Source organism: Streptomyces huiliensis (assembly GCF_020037025.1).
GTDB lineage: Bacteria > Actinomycetota > Actinomycetes > Streptomycetales > Streptomycetaceae > Streptomyces > Streptomyces huiliensis.
Genome location: NZ_JAIQLH010000065.1, coordinates 47,311 through 66,516 on the forward strand (window position 1 = coordinate 47,311; position 19,206 = coordinate 66,516).

Here is a 19,206-nt window from a genome sequence, read left to right on the forward strand (position 1 = left end):
CCTGACGCCGCCGGTCCGGACGCCGCGGGCCCGCCGGTCCGCTCACGGCGGCTCGACCTCCAGCCACCGGACGCCCCGTGCCCCGCGGTACTCCAGCGCCTGCCAGCCCAGTTCCCGGAGCGCCTCCGCGCACTGCCGGAGGGCGTCCTGCTGCCGGTACCGGGCGCGGCTGCCGGGCGGGCCGGCCCACTCGACACGCACGGCCCCCTCGTGCTCGCGCACCCGGTAGCCCGCCGCCGCACGCCGGCCGTCGGAGCCGACGGCGGAGGGCGGGACGCCCGCGGCCTCCAGCGCCAGCGCGACGGCGGGCACGGGCCGGCGGCGCTCCCACTCGGCGGGCACGGACAACGGCCTGCCGGCCGGCGGGTTCATCAGCTTCCGGATGTGCCACAGCCCGTCCATCGCCGCCCGGACGGCGGCCGCGCGGTCCCCGGGACTCCGCCCGGGCCCGGGCGGGCCCTCGTCACCGGTGGCGGCGCGGAAGCCGCTCGCGTCGTCCGGCATGAGCACCCGGCCCTCCCTTTCGTACAAGTCCGCGACCGGGGACGGGACATGCCGCCCGGCGCGTCCCGGCCCGCTTCCATGATGCGGGCGGGGTCCGACACTCGGCCGGGGGGCGGTCCCGAACAGGTGCGCAGCACCAGGCACACTTTCCTCAGCAGCAACCCATCACACATGAGGACAGAGCACATGATCACGCTCACGAAGGAAGACGGCCCGGCGGACCTCGACGGGGTCACCCACCTGTCCATCGGCGTCTCTTGGGACCCCACCGCCGGCACCGCCGGCGGCCTGATGGGGAAGTTCAAGCGGAAGCAGGGCACCGACCTCGACCTCATCGCCGTCGCGATGCAGGGCTCGGACCCGGTGCGCCTCGCGGGCCTCGACTCGCTCGACCCGATGGGCAACGGCTCGCTGGTCCACAGCGGCGACAACCAGACCGGGCACGGCGAGGGTGACGACGAGACGGTGACCGTCGAGTTCGGGCGGATACCGGTGCAGATCACCTCCATCGTCTTCGTCGCCGCGGCGTTCAAGAAGAACAGCTCCTTCCAGAGCGCCCGGAACATCAGCTTCAAGGTGTACGACGCGACGGGCGGCAGCAGCCAGCAGGTGGCCGACATCTGGCCGAGCCTGCTCAGCAACGACAACGGCTGCGCGGTCGCCAAGGCGATCCGGGTCGGCACCGCCTGGAAGCTCCAGGTCATCAACGAGACCGGGAAGATCAAGCAGGGCGACGAGCACGCCCTCATGCGCTTCGCCATCAGCAAGTGACGGACACGCCGTCAGGCCGGGGCGCCGCCGCGAGGCGACGGGTTCTCGTCTCACCCGCGCCGGTGCCCTACCACGCCCAGTGGGCCTCGGCACACCTCGTCGAGGACATCGTGACCGGCCGGATCCGGGCGAGCGAGGATCCGGCCTGGGCCGACTACGGAGCGGCCGACCCCGAGGAGTACGAGTGGTGGTCCTGGCGGCTCTGCGGCATCGCCTGCCTCCGCATGGCCCTCGAACACTTCGGCCGGACCGCGCCCAAGGCCATGCGACTGGCCGAGGAGTGCACCGCCGCCGGCGGATACGTCAGGCATGAGGACGGGCTGCACGGGCTGGTCCACGCGCCGTTCGCCGCCTGGGTACGCGACCGGTTCGGCCTGTGGGCCGAGGCGCGCGCCGACCTGCCCGCCGCCGAGATCCCGGGCATCCTCGCCGGCGGCGGGCTCGCGGTCCTGTCGGTGCACCCGTCGATCCGCCGGCCCGACGGCGACCCACCGGCCAAGGGCGGACACCTGGTGCTCGCGGTCGGAGCCACCGAACACTGCCTGCTGATCCACAACCCCTCCGGCTTCCCGGGCTCCTCCCAGCGGGACTTCCCCGTGCCGTGGGAGAGGCTGGACCGCTTCTACGCCGGCCGCGGCATCGTCCTCGGCGCCGCATAGCGCAGCGCACGCCGGACGCCGCGTAGCGCGGCATGCCCCGGCCTCGGTGCTCCCGCACCGCGGCCGTCCGCCGGACGTCCGGTACGCGGCGTCCGGCGAACGGCTCCCGTTCGGTTCCGGCGTCTCAGTCCCCGTCGTCGTCGGAAGCGCTGTCGGGGGTGCGGCCGGCCGGTCCACCCGCGGCGCGGTTGGTGACGTCGATGGCGCCGCCGCCCCCGTCGTGATCGCTGCCCGCGGTGCCCTTGCTGCCGACGAGGGCGTCGGCCGTGCGGTCGACCTCCAGCCATGAATCGGCGCGGGAGTTGTCGACCACCAGCACCCCGAACGTGGAGCGTCCGGCGTTGCCGCCGCCGCAGGCCCGGTCCTGCTCCGGCGGCGCGGTGCCGCCGGCCTGAGCCATCGCCTTCCCGCCCAGCAGAGCGCTCACCAGCACCACGCCGGCGGCACCGGCGGTGAGGAGACCGGCACCGCGGATCGCGCGGGGAATCACGCGGGGACCTCGTGCGGGGCCGGCCGGTGCCCGCCGAGGTTCCGCTCCAGCAGCCGGGTGGAGACCTCGACGCCGACGCCGCCGGCCGTCGCGATACTCGGCAGCCGACCGTCCTCCGCCTTCAGCTCGGCCAGCGCCCGGTCGATCGCCTGATGTGCCGCGAACAGGCACGGGGTGCTGTAAATGGCGACGTCCACGCCGAGTCCGGTGAGTTCGCCGAGCGAAAGGCGCGGGGATTTCCCGCCGGCGATCTGGTTGAAGAGCAGCGGCTTGTTTCCGAGGACCGCTCGTACTTCGCGGATGAGCCCGGTACTGCGGACGCCGTCGACGAGGACGACGTCCGCCGCCGTTTCCGCCAGGGCCTCCGCACGGCGCAGGATCTCCTTTTCCTCGGTGGCGTCCGTGCGCGCCACGACGACGAGGTCGTCGCGAGCGTTCAGCACGAGTTCGAGTTTGGTCAGGTACTCGTCCAGCGGCAGGACCGCCTTGCCATCCGCGTGCCCGCAGCGGCGCGGACGCTTCTGGTCCTCCAGGATCACCCCGGAGGCGCCCGCGTGCTCCAGGCGGCGTACCACGTGGCACGCCACTTCGTGGTCGACGTAGCCGTCGTCGATGTCGACCAGCAGGTGGTGGTCGGGGAAGGCCGGGCGCAGCCGTTCCAGGAAGCCGACCATGTCCGGCCAGGCGACGAAGCCGATATCGGGCAGGCCGTAGTATGACGCGGCGAATCCGAACCCGGATACGAAGAAGCCGTTGTAGTGCCGGGCCGCGAGGGATGCCGAATACATGTCGTAGATGCCGATGAGCGGTGTCGTGCCGGGCAGTGCGATCTCGTCTCGCAGCGCCGTTCCGTATCGCATGTTTCCCTCCCGAGTCCGTGCCGCCGGAATTCGGCCGACGGGGCGCACACGCTGGCAGAGATGCTCCGCACTGTAAATGGCGGACCACGGGACAGTCATGACTCGGAATGGTGCGACGGGTACGGCCATATGATTGACGCTCGCTTTACAGCGCCAGGTCAAGGCGCGGGGCCGGCAGCGGGCGGACGACTGGGCACGCATCCCGGGTCGTCACCACGGCCGCGCCGCGGGCCCCGAGTACGTGCCACGCGGTCCGGCCGGGCATCGGACCGACGTAGGGCGTCCGGTCGGGAAGCGGTAGAGGCATGAGGGACCCCTGCCGTACCGCAGCGTCGGCCCCGCTGCCCCGGACGGCTGCCTCCGTATCGCCGCCCCGCCGGTCCCGGTGTGGGATGAGAGGACGGCAACCGGAGCGGAGGCGCGCATGCGAGACGGCCGAGTGTTCGAGGCGGGCAAGGGGAGGCGGCGCGCCGCGTGGCGGTCCCTGGTGACGGGGCTCGCCCTGCTGTCCCTGCTGTCCGCGGCCGGGGTCGCCCACCCCGACGGCCACCACTCGACGCGCCGGATCCAGCCGTCGGTCACCCGGGAGTCCGACTGGCACGACGTGGCGACCGCGCTCGGCCACCGGGGCGTGCTCGTCGACCACCGGGCCTACGGGATCGGGTTCCCCCGGGCCGACCTCGACGTGATCAGCAGGGGGTATCACGTCAAGGCCATCGGGTCGTTCGTCTCGTTCATCCGCTACCCCGACCGGCAGACCATGATGATGGGCGAGCTGGCGGTGACCGAGCAGGAAGTACGGAAGGTGCTCGACGTCCTGAACGCCCACGGCATCTCGCAGACGTCCCTCCACAAGCACCTGCCCACCCACCGCCCCGCCCTCTGGTGGGTCCACTTCCACGCCATGGGCACCAGCCCGTTGACCATGGCCCGCGGGCTCAGGGCCGCGCTGAACGCCACCGGTACCCCCGCCGTCTCGGGCACCCCCAAGAAGGTCGCGCTGGCGCTGAACGGCCCGGCCGTGGACAAGGCCCTCGGAGCCAGAGGACGTGCCCAGGGCAGGGTCTACAAGGTCACCTTCGCCCGCAACGAGAGCGTCGCCGACCACGGCCGCGTGCTGCCCCGGATGACCGGTGCCACCTCGGCGTTCATCTTCCAGCCCGTCAGCGGGGGCAAGGCGTTGCTGAACGGGGACATCGCCGTCGTCGCGAAGGAGGCCCCCGCCACCATGAAGGCGCTCCGGCGGGCCGGCGTGGACATCATCTCCTTCCACAGTCACATGCTCACCGACGAGCCCAGACTGTTCTTCCTGCACCTCTGGGCCGTGGGCGACCCGGTCACCCTCGCCAAGAACCTCCGCACCGTCATCCGCCACACCAACGCCAGGGCCACGGCCACGACACCCTGACGCCGGGGGAGCGGTGCCGCCTCAGAGCATCAGCAGCAGCCGGGTGTTCGGCACGAGCTTCCGATTCACGCTGGTGCTCTGCACGAAGATCGTGAAGTCGTCGTTGTGGTCGGGCCGGACTCGGACCTCCACGTCCGGCAGTCCGAGCAGAGCGCGGGCCTCCGGCCCGGTGTAGACCTGATCCGTCTTCTTCTCCAGCACCGCGATCCGCTTGCGCGCCTGGACCTTCTCCGACTTGCTCAACTGGTAGAATGCGCAGCCGGTGCGGTAGGTGTGACCGTTCTCGGTGACCCACTCCCTTATCCCCGCCTCACGAGCCACCGGCAGCAGCCGGTACTCCGCCGGATCCACCGGCGTGAGACCGGCCGCCTTGATGGTGTCCTGGTTGACCGCGTCCGCCCCCGTCGAGAACACGGCCCGCGAGCCCCGGATGCCCTTCGTGCGGCCCACCATGAACTTCTCGGTGGCCTCCCGGATGACCTCCCCGGCCTCCTCCAGGCCGTGCGTGCTCGTGGCGTCCCAGACGGCGATGTTGTCCTTCGGGAACCCGCACTGCATGGCCTCGCGCTTGCCCATCTGGTCCGGCACCAGCACGGCCAGCGTCCAGTTGTCCTCCTGCGTCTCGATCATCGAGGCCACGGCTCGCGCCAGCTCCCGCGGATCCCTCGACGGCGCGTCCGCGCAGTGCCCGCTCGCGTTCTCCTGCCCGTCGGTCAGGACGAACGTCAGGAAGCTGTGGTCACCGTACAGTTGCGCCGTCCGCGCCAGCTCGCGCTGCGACTTCAACGTGGCCGCCAGCAGCGCCGTCATCCCGCCGACCCGGTACAGCTGCTTCAGCGACGGCATCCGCAGCACGTCCTTGTCGTAGATGACGCACTCGACCTGGTCCGCGAAGACGTACACCGTCACGCGGGTCTCCTGGTCCAACTCCTGCGACCGGCGCGCCAGATAGGCGATCTGCCGGTCGGCGACGTCGACGACCTTCCCGCTCAGGTGCGACATGGACGAACTGGCGTCCAGCACCAAGGCGACGTGATTGATGTAGTTCTGGCTTCCGGACATGGTCGTCTCCCCCTCGTTCCGACTCGGTGGCCTCACCTTCTCACCCCCCACTGACAATCGCCCTGACCTGCACCTTTGCCCTCCCGGCCAGCCGGCAGCCACCAGTCACCAGCCACCCGCCGCCGCGACCGTCAGCGCACGCGGTCCCTGACCACCCGGCGGGCCAGCTCGGCCTCCGCCGGGGCCAGTTCCGCGGCCGTCGCCGCCGACAGGGCGTCGCCGTACACGATCCCCGCCGGCGACGGGCCGCCCGCGAGCAGGCACCGGCGGCGCAGATGGGTCGGCGGGTGGGTGCTGTCCACGCTGTGACCCCGGCGGGCGCCGGCCCGGCGCAGCCGCTCCACCTCCCGTTCGGGCACGGCGCCGACGTGACCGGCCAGACCGTCCCACAGCCCCCGCTCCGCCTCCTGCCGCGCCTCGTGCCCGCCCCGGCCGCCGCGCATCGAGGCGGCCGCCGCGACGCGCCGCAGCTCCGAGTGGACCGTGCCGACGAGGAGCAGCCGGTCCATCAGACCGACGGCCGCTTCCGTGGACCCGGCCCTGGCGGCATCCGCGTCGGCCAGGTACTCGGCCCGCTGCGACGCCCGCAGGGAGAGGTGGTCGAGGAGCAGCAGCAGCCCCTGGACGGCCCGGCGGGGCAGAAACGTCATGCCGTTCACGAACAGGTCCACCGGACCGTTCACGGGCCCCGGTGCCAGCGTGTAGTGCCAGACGGACAGCGTGCGCAGCGCCTCGCCGGTGACGGCGCCGTACCGGATGTCCCCGTGGGCGAAGTGCCCGAGCTCGTGGCCCAGGAGCGCCACGCGCTCCTGCGGCGACAGGACGCGCCAGAGGGGCAGCCCAAGCGTCAGGACCCGCCGCCGGCGGAACCCGTACACCGTCACCGACGCGTTGAACTCCGCGGTGACGAGCACCGCGTGCACCCCGGCCGTCCCGACGCGGCCCCCGACCTCGTCGATCAGCCCGAACAGGCGCGGCGCGTCGGCCCGGTACAGCACCGGCGTGTTCCCGGGCAGCCGCGCCGGGCGCGGGAAGACGACCACGGCGACGGCCAGCAGGACGACCCCGAGCAGCGGCTGCACCACGGTGCTCCACCCCAGCACGACCAGCAGCACCCCGGCGACCGCCACGGCCGCCGTCACCCCGTGCACCAGCAGCGCCAGAGCGAACGCCGCGACCGTCGGCGCGTCCCGCTTCGGCGGGGCGAGGCCGTCCCGCCGGCCCATCTCGTCCGCCAACTGCTCGCCGTACCGCCGCGCGAGCGCCCGCCGCACGGCGGTGATCCGCCCGGGCGGCGGTTCGGTACGCGCGGAGTCGACGTTCCAGTCACACGCGTCGCACCAGTCGACGTACCGCTCGTCGACGGGGACCGTGCCGCCGCACTCCCGGGCACGCACGGGCGGCGGCCGAGCCCCCCGCGGTCGCCGAACTCGCTTCTCTCGTCTGGTCCATGAGCCCCTCCCCAGCGCGGCCGACCGGCTCGCGCCCGGGGAAGGATAGACGCCCACCGTGCCGCGGCGGGCGCGAACTCGCACACAAGTGCGGCACGCGCCACAGGTACGCGCCACAGGCGCGCACCACAGGGCCGCGCCCCGCGCGGTCAACGCTCCACGAGGAGCCCCGCGGGAATCATGAGGTTGATGCTGCTCTCGTACTCGATCACCTGGTCCGGAACCAGCCGCAGCCCCGGATGACGCTCCATCAGCAGCTCGATCCCCACCCTCGCGACGGTCCGCGCGAGGTACGAGCCCAGGCAGTAGTGCAACCCCTGGGAGAAGTGCAGACTGGCCGCGAGATTCTTGCGGTGGGGATCGAAGACCTCCGAATCGGGAAAGCGGCTCTCGTCGTAATCCGCGGACGACACCATCGTCCAGATCATCGATCCCTCAGGGATGCGGACACCGGCCACCTCCACATCCGTGGTGGTCCTGCGGAAGACGCCCAGCCCGATTCCGGAGCGCCGCAGCGCCTCGTTGAAGTAGTCGTCGAACAGTGACGGGTCGGCGCGGAGACCGTCCCAGTGCCGCGGGTCCCGCAGCAGTTCCCGGCACATGTTGACGACGACGAATCCGGCCGGCCGGATCCCCGCCGCGAGGATGTCGAAACTGATCAGGCTGATGAGTTCCGCTTCGCTGTAGTCGGCCTCTCCCTTCGCCACGAGATCCAGGAGGTATCCGATCAACCCGTCCCGCGGATTCTCGCGGCACCACTCGATGACGTCGGCCAGGTACGCCTCCAGCTCCCGCACGTCCCGGGCATAGCCCACCTGCTTCTCGGCGGGCGGAATCCCGAAGAAGAACCCGTTGACCGCCTCGTGATAACGCATGATCCTGTCGTGGTCCGCCACCGGAAGCCCCGCCAGATCGATGAGCACGCGACTCGCCGCCGGCCGGGCGAACGACGCCACGAGATCGAAGGGGGAACCCTCGGGTATCTCCTTGAAGCAGCGGGTCATGATCTCCCGTATACGGCCTTCACGCCGGAGCATGGCCTTGGCCGAGAAGTACTTCGCCACCGGGCCGCGCAGCCGGTCGTGCGCCGGCCGGCCGTCGAAGGCCAGGTTGGGAGCCGCGAAGGTGTGCGTCTCCTCCAGGAGGCCCCGGACCTCGTCGGAGAAGTTCGACAGGATGATCGGCCTGGTGGAGGAGGAGAAACTCTCCGCGTCCTTGAGGATCTCCAGGACGTCGTCGTACCGGGAGACGATCCACATGCGGTAGCGCTCGCTGTAGAAGACGGGAGCCTTCTCGCGGGCCGTCTTCAACTGCTGGTACAGGTCCGCGAAGCCGGGGGTCCCGAAAGGATCGAATCCGGCGCCGTTCGGCCCGAAGGGGCAGCCCCCGGCCGGCGGCGCGAGGCCGTTCCCCGAGGCGGGGGCGCTTGTCTCGGACATGTGCTTCCCTTTCTGCGATGTCTGTGACCTCTGAGCTGTCTGCGATGGGGGATTCCGGCGGGCGCCGGAGGGCTTTCCCCGGCGCCGGCACCCGAAGATCTCGTCAGCCGAACACGTCCGCGAACCTCTTCCGCCACTCCTCCTCGTGTTCCGCCTTGACGCTCTCCGGAATGTGGAGGACGCCGCGGAAGTCGTCGGCATGCGCCGGCAGATCGGACCGCCGCAGCATCGTGGGCGTACGAGCCTCCGGGTGCACGGGCATGACTCCCAGCCGTTGGCACCAGTCCTGCTGGACGTCCGGCCGCAGCGCGAACGCGATGTACCGGCGCGCGACGTCGCTCACGGAATCCGGCACTCCGCGCGGAATCCACAGAGCGTCGGCGGTATCCGACGTCCCCTCGTCCGGAACGCTCCACCCGACGGGCAATTCCGCCTGGAATTCCAATACGTTGGGAAGGGCCCGGAAACACAGATCGAGACGCCGGGAACGCAGCCGCTCCTCCATGCCGACGCTGTACTCGAGTTCGGCGACCTGCGGCCGCAGGCGGCCCAGGAAATCCCAGCACGCCTCCATGTCGGCGGGAATGCCGTCGAGCCCGCCGCCCCGCATCGTCTGCGCGATCGCGTGCAGGCCGTTCCCGTGCGGATAGAGGGCGACCCTGCCGCGGTGCCGTTCGTCGAGCAGGACCTCCCACGACCGGGGCGGCCCGTCCGGGAACACCTCCTCGTGGTACCCCAGCACGTAGTACACGACGTAGGGGTAGACCACACACCCGCCCGCCGCGCCGTCCGGCCGGGCCCGGCGCCGGAGTTCCGCCAGGACCGGCATGCGGGCCGGGTCCAGTGGCAGGCAGTGGCCGGCCCACGCGGCCCGCAGCGCGGGCACCGCGTTCGACCAGACCACGTCGACGGGCGGGCGCTCGCCGTCGTCGAGGGCGCCCGCCAGCGCGGGCGGCAACGCCAGCCCGACGTGCGGCCGGTGGCGCACCCGCACGCCGGCGGCCCGCTCGAACGGACGCGAGACGGCGTCCCGCAGGGCACTGCCCCACCGGCCGCCCCAGGTCAGAACGGTGAGCGTGCCGTCGAGGGAAGACCCCACGGCTACACACCCCACCCGGTCCGCGCGTCCGGCAGCAGGGACAGCAGGCCGCCGGCCTCCCAGACGCGCCGGACGAACGCGCCCGGCGGCTCGAGAGGGATCTCCTCCCCGGTGTCGGTCGTCACGAGCGCCCGCTCGGTGTCGACCTCGACCCGCCCGCCCGCGCACAGCGACTTCAGGTCCTCCGCACGGGCCAGGGTGAGGCAGGGGAGACCGTTGTTGGTGCAGTTGCGGAAGAAGATCCTCGCGAAGTCGACGGCGATGAGGGCGCCGATCCCGTTCAGCCGCAGCGACCGCACCGACGTCTCCCGGCTGGACCCGCACCCGAAGTTCCGGCCGCCGACGAGCACGTCCCCCGGCCGCAGGCTCGGCTGGAGCTCCGGGTCGAGGCCGTGAAAGAGCCCCCGCTTCACCTTCTCGTCGTCGAGGCTGAAGAACTGCGGAGGATGGATGACGTCCGTGTTGAGATCGTCACCGAACCGCCACACCCGGCCCTTGATCGTCATCATCCCCGCGCCCCCCTCGCCTCGCGCGCCCCGCCCGCCTCGTACAGATCCGGACCGATATGACCGGCGAGCGCCGCACGCGCCACCGTACGGGCGCTCGCCAGATAGGTGCGGCTCTCCCAATGGCCCATACGGCCGCGGAAGTTGCGGTTGGACGTCGAGACGCACACGTCCTCGGCGCCCAGGACGCCCTTGTCGATCCCCCCGCACGGGCCGCAGCTCGAATGGTTGAAGATCGCGCCCGCGCTCGTCAGCGTGGCCACGTAACCGGCCTCCAGCGCCTCCTGGAACACGCCGACCGAGGCGGGGATGACGACGAACCGCACGTGCGGGTGGACCGCCTTCCCGTCGAGCTCCTCGGCCGCGTCCCGGATGTCGGTGAGCCGCCCGCTGGAACACGACCCCAGGAAGGCGACGGACACCGGCCGCCGCTCGACGTCCCGGACCGGCACCACGTTCCCCGGCGACCACGGCCTGGCGATCCGGGGCGTCAGGGCGGACAGGTCGACGTCCACCGTCCGCTCGTACCGCGCGCCGGGATCCGGCGCCGGCAGGTCGTCCGGCCGCCGGCCGTCCCGCGCGGCGCAGTAGGCGGCCGTCACCTCGTCGGGCACGAATACCCCGAACTTCGCCCCGAGCTCCACCGCCATGTTCGAGATCGCGAAGCGGTCGTCCTGCCCGAGCGGGACGTGCCCGAGGTCGTGGAACTCCAGGGAGCGGTACCGCGCACCGCTCTCGCCCAGCAGCCGCAGCAGCTCCAGGACGACGTCCCGGCCGTTGCAGTGCGCGCCGAGCGAGCCGTGGAAGCGGACCCGCACGGTGGCGGGCCGCTGCATCCACGTCCGGCCGGTGGCGAGCGCGTACAGGATGTCGGTGGACCCCATGCCCGTCGCGCACGCGCCGACGCCGCCGCCCATGACCGTGTGGCTGTCGGCCCCGACGATCAGGCTGCCGGGCGCGCACAACGGGCTCTCCACCAGCAGCTGGTGGCAGATCCCGCGGTCGAGCATGAGGTGGGTGACGTCCCGCTCCCGCGCGAAGCGCAGGAACCGGTTGGAGATGTCCGCCCGCTCGATGGTCGCCGGCGGCGAGAAGTGGTCGTTGGTGAAGATCACGCGCTCGCGGTCCCAGATCTCCAGACCGCGCCGCTCGAACTCGTCCACCAGGAGCGCGATGGTGGCGTCGTGCCCGAGCAGCGCGTCCACCCGCACCTCGCGGTACGCCCCGGTCTCCCCGGGGTCGACGGCGTGCGCGTCGATGATCTTGTCGCTGAGGGTGCGCCCGTCGCCCCTCACCAGCCCGTTCCCCCTCACTGCCCCACCCGCCCGTCGCCCGCGCGCTCGCGGCAGCGCTCGACCAGCGCCGCCGGGTCGTAACCGGACAGCAGCCCGCGGTACGCCTCCCGGAAGTCCGCGTACGCCCGCCGGTGCCCCGCCTTGTCCCGCCCCTCGACCGCGTCCCTGACCTCGTTCAGGGCACGCGCCACCAGCTCGTCGTCACACCGCAGACCCGCGGCGGCGAGCACGTGCCGCACCAGCGAGGTGCCGCTGTGCTTCCCGAGGACGTACTCGCTGCGCCGGCCCGTCCAGGCGGCCGGCAGGAACTCGTAGCTGCGGCTGTCCTTCAACATGCCGTCGACGTGCACACCCGACTCGTGCCGGAAGACGTTGTACCCGGTCACGGGCTTGATGGGACTCGTGGCCACCCCGCTCGCCCGTTCCACCGCGGACGCCAGCGAGGGCAGGGCCAACGGGTCGACGCCGTGCTCCACCCCGTACAGATGGGTCAGCCCCGCCACGCACTCGGCCAGGTCGGCGTTGCCCGCGCGCTCGCCGAGGCCGTTCACCGTACAGGTGATCGCGTCCGCCCCCGCCGCGACCGCCGCGAGGGTGTTGGCCGTGGCCAGACCGAAGTCGTTGTGGTTGTGCGTGCACAGGGTGATCCCGTCGCCCAGGACGTCGGCGAGCCGGCGGATCAGCCGCTGCATCGATGCCGGATGGGCGCAGCCGGTGGTGTCCGCCAGGACCAGCCGGCGTATCGGCACGTGCCGGCGGAGCTCGACGGCCGTGTCCGCGAGCTGCCGCGGATCCGTGCGGGTCGCGTCCTCGAACACCAGGTTGACGCCCAGGCCGTGCGACGCGGCGGCCTCCGCGCCCGACCGGAAGACGGCCGTGGCTCTCTCCCGGGTGATCCCCAAGGTCTCCTTCAGCCGCAGATCGCTGGTCGGCATGAACAGGAAGACCTCGTCCGCGCGGGCCTTGGCCGCGGCGTCGACGTCCTGGGGGAGGGGACGGGCCGTCGCCGCGATCGACGCGGCGAGCCCGAGCTCGTGCATGGCCTGCACGGCCTCCAGCTCACTGCCGGACGACGCGGGGAACCCCGCGTCCAGCGTCGATACGCCCGCCTCCGACAAAGCCGTGGCGAGCGCCAGCTTCTCCTCGATGGTGAACCAGACGCCCGGCGCCTGCTCGCCGTCGCGCAGAGTGCAGTCGATGACCTCCACGGAGGCCGGAAGACGGGGGTGGAACTCCTTCGCCGTGCGTGCTGTCTCCGTCATGCTCGTCACACAGTCCTTCGGTCAAAGGTGGTCGACATGTCAGGCCGCGCTTCCCGGTGCATCTCGATGTCGCACCAGCGCACCAGCAGGGACAGGCACGGCATGCCGTCGTGCCGCCAGACGACGCTGGGCCGCGCCATCTCCCCGGGTTCGCTGATCCGGCAGGCGCCCAGCCGCGCGATCTCGGACGCCAGTGCCCCGAACTCGTCGCCGAGCGCGCCGAGTCCCACGTTCTGCAGCCGCGCGGCGATGGGACGCAGCGCGCGCGGGACGTCTTTCACGCCGCCGACCGGCACCACCCCGACGGTGCGGTTGCCCGCGCCCGGGAGGGAGAGCAGGTCCGGGACGACGGTGACGGTCCAGTCGAGGCCGGGGGAGCGCCGGAAGGCGCCCCCGGGGCTGTTCGCCGCGGTCCAGGCCAGACCCGCCCGGCGCATCTGCAGGCCCGCCGCCTCCGCCGCGGGCAGCGACCCCAGCGGACAGTCCGCCGCGTACGCGGCCATCGCCGCCGCGATGGCTTCGGCGACGTCCTCGGGGCCCGGATCGTCGATCCCGGGGCTCGGGCCGCCCCCCTCCACCAGATACGCCTGAGGCGCGATACAGGCGTGCTGATTGAACGTGGACACGTCCACGGCGACGCGCCGGGCCACCTCGCCCAGCCCGACGCGCCGGACGTACGCCCGGGTGAGCACGCCCACCGAGACCTTGTGCCCGTGCTCGACGTAGCGCTGATGCGGCTTCAGGTACGCGCGGACGGCCGCGCACGCCTCGTCACCGCCGTACGCGATCACGGCGTCCGCCTGCTCCATCGCGTCCCGCAGCGCGTCCCGGTCGTCGCCCGGCCAGTAGGTGACCACCACGGCGTCGGCCAGTACGGGGTTCACCTCCGCCAGCGACCGCAGGAAGTGCGCCGTGAACGTGGGCTCACCACCCGCCACCTTGAGGAGCACCGCCGACTTGACCAGCAGCGCCCGCACCAGGGACAGCGCCGGCAGCCCGGGCACGTTCCCGCTGCACACCACCATGGTCACCCGCGGCCCCACGGCGAGGGTGCGGCCGCCGAGTTCGACGTCGTCCCGGAAGCCCTCCAGAACACCCGGATCACCCAGTTCGCGGCGCAGCACCCGATACAGCGTCCCCGACCGGTAGTTGGCCAGCTCGACGTCCAGGCTGCGGTCGACCGCCTCCGGCGAGAACCCCGTCGCGGCGACGATGTCCCGCCGGGCCCGCGCCCGGTGGACGAAATCACGGTCGGCCCAGCGCGAACACGTCTCGTCGAACGCCCCGACGATCTCCGCGACCGGCAGCGCGCGCAGGGACTCGTGCGCCGCCCGCAGCCCTTCCCCCACCGCCCGCCACTCGCCCGCCCCCGGCCGCCACCCGACGTACCCGCCGCGCACGGCCGTACGCTCCAGCGTGCCGGGACCGAGCCACCGGGGCAGCCACGAAACACCGTACTCAGACATGGGCCCCCCGCTCCGCCGCCACCTCGTCGAGCGCCAGCGAACAGCCCCGCCGGCGCTCCCGGGACACCCGGCCGACGACCGCAGCACCGGCCGGCCCCGCAAGGGCCAGGTCCCCGGTGAGCACCGCGCACGGCCGGTCCAGCACGCACAGGTCGACGACTTCGAGCAGCCCCGGCCCGCGGTCGACGAGCGTCAGGTCCTCCGGCGACCGCACCCGCGCCCGGACGAACGCCTCGGACGCCCTGGGCCGCTCGCCCGCGGGGCCGACGGCCGTGTCCTCCCCGTCGTACAGCTGACTCGCCAGCTCCGTCATGCCGAACAGGTTCCGGTGCCCGCCGGGCCGGATGCCGAACACCTCCGCCGCCATCGACCGCGTCTCGTCGACGGTCACCTGCCGGCTCCGCTTGTGCCCGCCGGCGTCCACCAGCCGCGAACCCGGCGGCAGTTCCCAGGACTCACCCTCCTCCCGCAGCGCCGCGCAGAGGTTGACGAAGACGGACGTCGCGCCGATGAGTACCACCGGCCGCTCCTCCACCACCGCGCGGCCGAGCAGCCGGCGCAGCGCGAGACGGTCGACCCCGGAGCCGTCCAGCACCGAGCCGCTGAGCCGCGGGTCCCCGAAACGCCGGGCGATCACCTCCATGCCGTGCGCCATCACCATGCCGGGCGCCGCCGCCTCCGGCGGCACCAGCCGGATCACGGCCGGTTCGGCCAGGCCGCGCATGATGTGGCGCTCCGCGTTCGCGACGATGGACAGGTCCATGAGGTCCATGCCGCGCGGGCTGTACGCGACCCGGCCGGTCCCGGAGCCCGTGGTGTCGCTGGTCCGGAAGGTCCGCACCGGCTCCCGGTCGGGGAAGAGGTAGGGCGGGCTCGTCTTGTACGCGCTGTCGGGGATCCCGACGCCGTCCTCGTACCAGGCCCAGTAGGCGGCGGTGGCCGCGGAGTTCGTCCGCGCGAGCAGCCGGAGACGGGACTCCACCTCCCCGGCGTCGGCGGATTCCCCGCCGACGAGCCGTCCGATGTCCTCGTACAGCTCGTCGACGAAAGGGTCGTGGTAGGCGATGCGCCTCGTCGTACAGGGCACTGACACGGTGCTGCTCTCCCCGTTGTCCGGTCGCCGGGACCGGCGACGAGTCGTAGGAACCGTGCGGCGAGCGCGCCGCACGGCAGGTCGCGCCGTTCACTCCTCGGCGAGCTCCGGGCCCACGAAGCGCGTCGAACGCCGGCCGGGCCGGCGGGCCCGCAGCGCCGCGCCGAGGTCGAAGGCGAGGGGGTCGACGTCCTCCGGGCGGAGGTCGAGGCCCTGCCGCAGCGCGGCCCCGCGCATCAGCTCGACGGCGACCCGCTCCAGCGTCCGGAAGTGCTCGTGGAAGCGGCGGCGAAGGGCGTCCGGTTCCTCCGCCACGAGGATCTCCACGTTGAACCGGAGGTAGAGCGGTGCGCACAGGTCGATGAACGCCATCGCCTCCACCGCCCCCTCGTCCACCTCCGCCCACTCCCGGAAGAACCGCTGCACACGCTCGGCCACGCGCTGGTACCGCTCCCAGGGCTCGCCCAGCGACTCCGTGAACGCCAGGTCCAGGAACGCGCCACTGGTGATCATCAGGCTGTTGACGGCGAAGTACGCCAACGTGTCCCAGGCGACCTTCGCCGCCCACACCTGGGGGTTGCCCATCAGGGCGTACTGCTTCTCCCACGTGGGCAGGGCCGCCCGGAAGGTGCCGAGATACGCCCGGTCGTAGTCCTCGGCCCGCCGGCCGACGTCCTGGCCGTCCAGCTCCCGTACGACGAGATCGGTGATGTAGGAGTTGGCGAGCGCGATGAAGTCGCTGCCCGGCGAGTAGAGGGGGTCGAGGAACACGCCGGCCTCACCGGTCAGACACCAGCGCTCGGTGGAGAAGACCCGCTTGCAGCCGTGGGCGAAGTGCCGGAGCACGTGGAAGTCCTGGAGGAGGTCGCGCGAGCGGGCGACGTCCCGCGCCACCTCCGGCTCGTTCGCGTGCAGCCAGGCCAGGGCGCGGTCGAACCGGTTGACGGTGTGGAAGGGGACGAAGCGCTCGTCCGCCACGATCCCCACACTCGTGGAACCGGAGGCCAGCGGGATCAGCCAGGTCCAGTAACCGGCCCCCATCAGGTGGTTGGTGCTCTGCCACCGGTTGCCCTCGACGCGGGCCAGCCACGCCTTCCGCGCCTCCGGGTCGGCGGGCGCGCCGGCGCCGTCGAACTCCTCCAGGTCGATCCGCTTGGCCATGCGGAACCACACGGCGTTGACGTCGTGGCCGACGGACTCCCGCAGCCCCAGCTTCCGTTTGAGCAGCGCGCGGCGGCCGCTCGCGTCCACCAGCCACCGGCCGGAGACGCTGCCGTGCGGGGAGCCCCGCAGCACGGCACGGTGCTCGTCGTCGCCGAGCTCCACCTCCTCGACGGTCGTGCCCTCCAGCAGCGTCGCGCCGGCCGCGCGCACGCGGCGCGCGAGCTCGTTCTCGAGCCGGCCGCGGTCGAGCTGGTACGTCCAGGTGGGCAGCGAGCGGGAGACCCCGACCTCCAGGCGCGGCACGATGTCCTCGTTGCCGCCGTAAGGACCGAAGAACCGCAGGCCCTCCTTGCGCAGCTGGGCGGACTTGAGGTGGTCCCGCAGCCCCAGGACCGTCTCGAAGTAGTGGGCGGAGGCCTCCACGGTCGACTCGCCCACCTTGTGCGCGGCCTCGGGGAGCGGGAACGCCGCGCGTTCGACGACGACGACTCCGGTGCCGGGGCGGGCACGCAGGATCTGCAGCGCGCAGGTGAGCCCGGCGAGGCCGCCACCGAGGACGACGACGTCCGTCCTCAGACCCGTCCCACGGTCGCCGCGGAGTCTCTCGATCACGTGACCTCCAGCCTTCCGGTCGGGTGAGGTGCCGTTCCGGGCCGCCGTACCGCAGGGGCGCCGCTAGACACGGCCCCGCCCCTCCTCCGGCTTGCGGGCGGTCAGGACACCGTTCGCGCCCACCGTCCGCAGGGCGGCCGTGCGCGGCTCGACGAACCCGGCCTCGGCCGCCCACCGGGCGTACTCGGAGGCGGTGTAGGCGCGGCCCTCGGTCTCGACGATCTGGGCGAGGCCCATCAGCGCGGCGAGGGGCGGGCCGGTCTCCTCCTCGTTGACGAAGTAGCCGGCGATGACCAGGCGGCCGCCCGGCGCCAGGGCGTCGAAGGACTTCTCCAGCAGCAGCCGGCCGTCCTCCTCCCGCCAGTCGTGCAGGACGTTGCTGAAGGTGTGCACGTCGTGCCCTTCGGGGAACGAGGCGTCCTTGAAGAAGTCGCCCTCGACGGTGGTGATCCGGTCGGCCAGCTTCGCGTCCTCGATGTGCCGCGTGGCGATGCCGGTCACGAAGGGCAGGTCGTACACGGTCGCCCGCAGCTCGGGCCGGGCCCGGCACAGGGCGATGGCCAGCGCGCCCGACCCGCCGCCGACGTCCAGCAGGCTCCGCGCCGCCCCGAGGTCGACCGTGCTGGTCAGGGCCTCCCCGATGAAGGAGGACAGGATGTGCATGGACTCCCAGAACGTGTCCGTCACCGCGGGATCCCGGCTCTGGAACAGGGACGCCTCCCGCTCGGCGTCCCAGGTGACGGGCCGGTTGGCGCGCACGGCCTCGGCGAGCCGCCCCCAGGCCGGATACAGCCGTTGGTCGAGCATGGTGACGAGCCCGCCGAAGTGGTGCGGCTTCCCCGGCACCAGATACGCGTCGGACAGCGGGCTGTTGCGGTACCGGTCCCCGGTCTTCTCCAGCAGGCCGAGCGACGCGCAGCCGGTCAGCAGTGCGCGGGCCGGACGCTCGTCGATCCCGCAGGCCGCGGCGGCCTCCCGGAAGGTGAGCCCGGACGTGCCGTCCAGCCGGGCGAACAGCCCCAGCTCGTACGCGGTCGCCAGCGTCTTGAACGCCCAGTAGCCGGTGGCGAGTTCGAAGAGCGGCACGGGGGAAGGGGTGGGTTCGGTCATGAGGGAGCTGCTCCTCGTCTCGTGACGGGCCGGGTCCCGGGGGGTGTCAGCGTGCGGCGCCGTGCGGCACGGGGGTGAACTCGATCGGCACCCGCCGCGGGCCGCGGGTGACGAATCCGACGTCCTCGGGGACGAAGCCGGGCGGGAGCCGCAGGTCGGGAAGGGTGCGGAACAGGATCCGCAGGGCCGTGGTGATCTCCATGTGGGCGACGGACGCGCCGAGGCAGAAGTGCCGCCCGGAGCCGAACGCCAGATGCAGGGCCGCGCCGGTGAACGCCCGGTCGGCCTCGGCGTCCCCCCGGTCCACGTCGAAGACGTCGGGCGAGCGGAAGCGCGCCGGATCCCGGTTGGCGGCGCTGATGAGCAGGAAGACCAAGGCGCCCTTGGGCAGCGTGCCACCGGACAGCGCGACCGCTTGCCGCGTCTCACGGGTGATGATCTGGACGGGAGGGGTGAGCCGCAGCGTTTCCGCGAGGGCCCTGCCCAGCAGGGAGTCGTCGGCCCGCACGGCCGCACCGGCGTGACTCCGCAACAGATGGCAGACCGTCAGGTTGAGCGCCTTCTCGGTCGTTTCCCCCGCGGCCGCGAGAAGGACGAGCCCAAAGCTCTTGATCACGTCATCGCCGAGCCGTGTCCCGTCGATCTCGCTCGCGCACAACAGGGAGATGAGGTCGTCCCCGGGGCGCGCGCGGCGCCGCCGGATCTGCTCGTCCAGGAAATCCGCCAGTTCCGCACCCGCTTCGAGCCCGGCGCGCGACACCTCCGGGTCCCCCCGGAAGTTGCCGCTGTAGTCCACGATGGCGCGATACCAGGCGCGGAAGTCGTCGTTGTCCTCGGACACCCCCAGCAGGTTCATGATGACCCTGACCGGCAGGCGCCGGGCGAAAAGCTCCGCGAAATCGGCCGAACCGTCGGCCGCGAAGGCGTGGACGAGTTGCCGCGCGGAAGCCTCGAC

Annotated in this window: 18 protein-coding genes; 3 read left to right on the top strand and 15 right to left on the bottom strand. The window is 72.3% G+C overall.

Annotated elements, in window-relative coordinates; all coding sequences use genetic code 11:
• Positions 1–42 precede the first annotated feature (42 nt).
• Positions 43–504: a hypothetical protein gene (locus JNW98_RS14110; protein ID WP_223768556.1), complete on the bottom strand. Its 462-nt coding sequence runs from the start codon at positions 502–504 to the stop codon at positions 43–45.
• Positions 505–690: 186 nt separating this feature from the next.
• Between JNW98_RS14110 and JNW98_RS14115 the strand changes: the two genes are divergently transcribed.
• Together JNW98_RS14115 and JNW98_RS14120 are read left to right on the top strand one after the other, a co-directional pair.
• Complete coding sequence (locus tag JNW98_RS14115) at positions 691–1,275, top strand: TerD family protein (protein WP_223768538.1); 585 nt, start codon at positions 691–693, stop codon at positions 1,273–1,275.
• Positions 1,272–1,934: a cysteine peptidase family C39 domain-containing protein gene (locus tag JNW98_RS14120; RefSeq protein ID WP_308015603.1), complete on the top strand. Its 663-nt coding sequence runs from the start codon at positions 1,272–1,274 to the stop codon at positions 1,932–1,934. Before JNW98_RS14115 ends, JNW98_RS14120 begins: the two co-directional genes overlap by 4 nt.
• Before the next feature lie 124 nt (positions 1,935–2,058).
• Here JNW98_RS14120 and JNW98_RS14125 read toward each other — a convergent pair whose 3' ends face one another.
• Together JNW98_RS14125 and JNW98_RS14130 are read right to left on the bottom strand one after the other, a co-directional pair.
• The gene (locus JNW98_RS14125; RefSeq protein ID WP_223768539.1) at positions 2,059–2,424 is read right to left on the bottom strand and encodes a hypothetical protein; all 366 of its coding nucleotides are present in this window, start codon (positions 2,422–2,424) and stop codon (positions 2,059–2,061) included.
• Entirely contained in the window at positions 2,421–3,284 is an 864-nt protein-coding gene (locus JNW98_RS14130; RefSeq protein ID WP_223768540.1) for an isocitrate lyase/PEP mutase family protein, read from the bottom strand. The genes JNW98_RS14125 and JNW98_RS14130 overlap by 4 nt, the downstream gene beginning before the upstream one ends.
• Before the next feature lie 424 nt (positions 3,285–3,708).
• Here JNW98_RS14130 and JNW98_RS14135 point away from each other — a divergent pair, with 424 nt between their 5' ends.
• A complete protein-coding gene (locus tag JNW98_RS14135; protein WP_223768541.1) occupies positions 3,709–4,692 on the top strand; it encodes an LppY/LpqO family protein in 984 nt (327 codons plus the stop codon).
• Between the two features lie 21 nt (positions 4,693–4,713).
• On the opposite strand, the gene JNW98_RS14140 is transcribed toward JNW98_RS14135, so the two are convergent.
• From JNW98_RS14140 to JNW98_RS14195, 12 genes are all read right to left on the bottom strand, one after another.
• Positions 4,714–5,754: a vWA domain-containing protein gene (locus JNW98_RS14140; RefSeq protein WP_223768542.1), complete on the bottom strand. Its 1,041-nt coding sequence runs from the start codon at positions 5,752–5,754 to the stop codon at positions 4,714–4,716.
• Positions 5,755–5,885: 131 nt separating this feature from the next.
• Positions 5,886–7,151: a M48 family metallopeptidase gene (locus JNW98_RS14145; protein WP_223768543.1), complete on the bottom strand. Its 1,266-nt coding sequence runs from the start codon at positions 7,149–7,151 to the stop codon at positions 5,886–5,888.
• 203 nt (positions 7,152–7,354) lie between these two features.
• The gene (locus tag JNW98_RS14150) at positions 7,355–8,644 is read right to left on the bottom strand and encodes a cytochrome P450 (protein ID WP_223768544.1); all 1,290 of its coding nucleotides are present in this window, start codon (positions 8,642–8,644) and stop codon (positions 7,355–7,357) included.
• Between the two features lie 103 nt (positions 8,645–8,747).
• Positions 8,748–9,743 (bottom strand): extracellular solute-binding protein, encoded by a 996-nt coding sequence (locus JNW98_RS14155; RefSeq protein WP_223768545.1) that lies wholly within the window; start codon positions 9,741–9,743, stop codon positions 8,748–8,750.
• Positions 9,744–9,745: 2 nt separating this feature from the next.
• Positions 9,746–10,252: a LeuD/DmdB family oxidoreductase small subunit gene (locus tag JNW98_RS14160; protein ID WP_223768546.1), complete on the bottom strand. Its 507-nt coding sequence runs from the start codon at positions 10,250–10,252 to the stop codon at positions 9,746–9,748.
• Positions 10,249–11,544: a 3-isopropylmalate dehydratase large subunit gene (locus JNW98_RS14165; RefSeq protein WP_223768547.1), complete on the bottom strand. Its 1,296-nt coding sequence runs from the start codon at positions 11,542–11,544 to the stop codon at positions 10,249–10,251. The genes JNW98_RS14160 and JNW98_RS14165 overlap by 4 nt, the downstream gene beginning before the upstream one ends.
• Before the next feature lie 14 nt (positions 11,545–11,558).
• On the bottom strand, positions 11,559–12,806 hold the full coding sequence (locus JNW98_RS14170; protein ID WP_223768548.1) for a LeuA family protein: 1,248 nt from the start codon (positions 12,804–12,806) through the stop codon (positions 11,559–11,561).
• A 5-nt stretch (positions 12,807–12,811) separates the two neighbouring features.
• Positions 12,812–14,272, bottom strand: a complete 1,461-nt coding sequence (locus JNW98_RS14175) for an acyl-CoA reductase (protein ID WP_223768549.1) — start codon at positions 14,270–14,272, stop codon at positions 12,812–12,814.
• Positions 14,265–15,365 (bottom strand): LuxE/PaaK family acyltransferase, encoded by a 1,101-nt coding sequence (locus JNW98_RS36605; protein ID WP_223768550.1) that lies wholly within the window; start codon positions 15,363–15,365, stop codon positions 14,265–14,267. The genes JNW98_RS14175 and JNW98_RS36605 overlap by 8 nt, the downstream gene beginning before the upstream one ends.
• 90 nt (positions 15,366–15,455) lie before the next feature.
• The gene (locus JNW98_RS14185; RefSeq protein WP_223768551.1) at positions 15,456–17,141 is read right to left on the bottom strand and encodes an NAD(P)/FAD-dependent oxidoreductase; all 1,686 of its coding nucleotides are present in this window, start codon (positions 17,139–17,141) and stop codon (positions 15,456–15,458) included.
• Positions 17,142–17,204: 63 nt separating this feature from the next.
• Positions 17,205–18,251 (bottom strand): methyltransferase, encoded by a 1,047-nt coding sequence (locus JNW98_RS14190; protein WP_223768552.1) that lies wholly within the window; start codon positions 18,249–18,251, stop codon positions 17,205–17,207.
• Positions 18,252–18,297: 46 nt separating this feature from the next.
• The coding region (locus JNW98_RS14195) for a cytochrome P450 (protein WP_223768553.1) at positions 18,298–19,206 on the bottom strand (909 nt) is incomplete at its 5' end.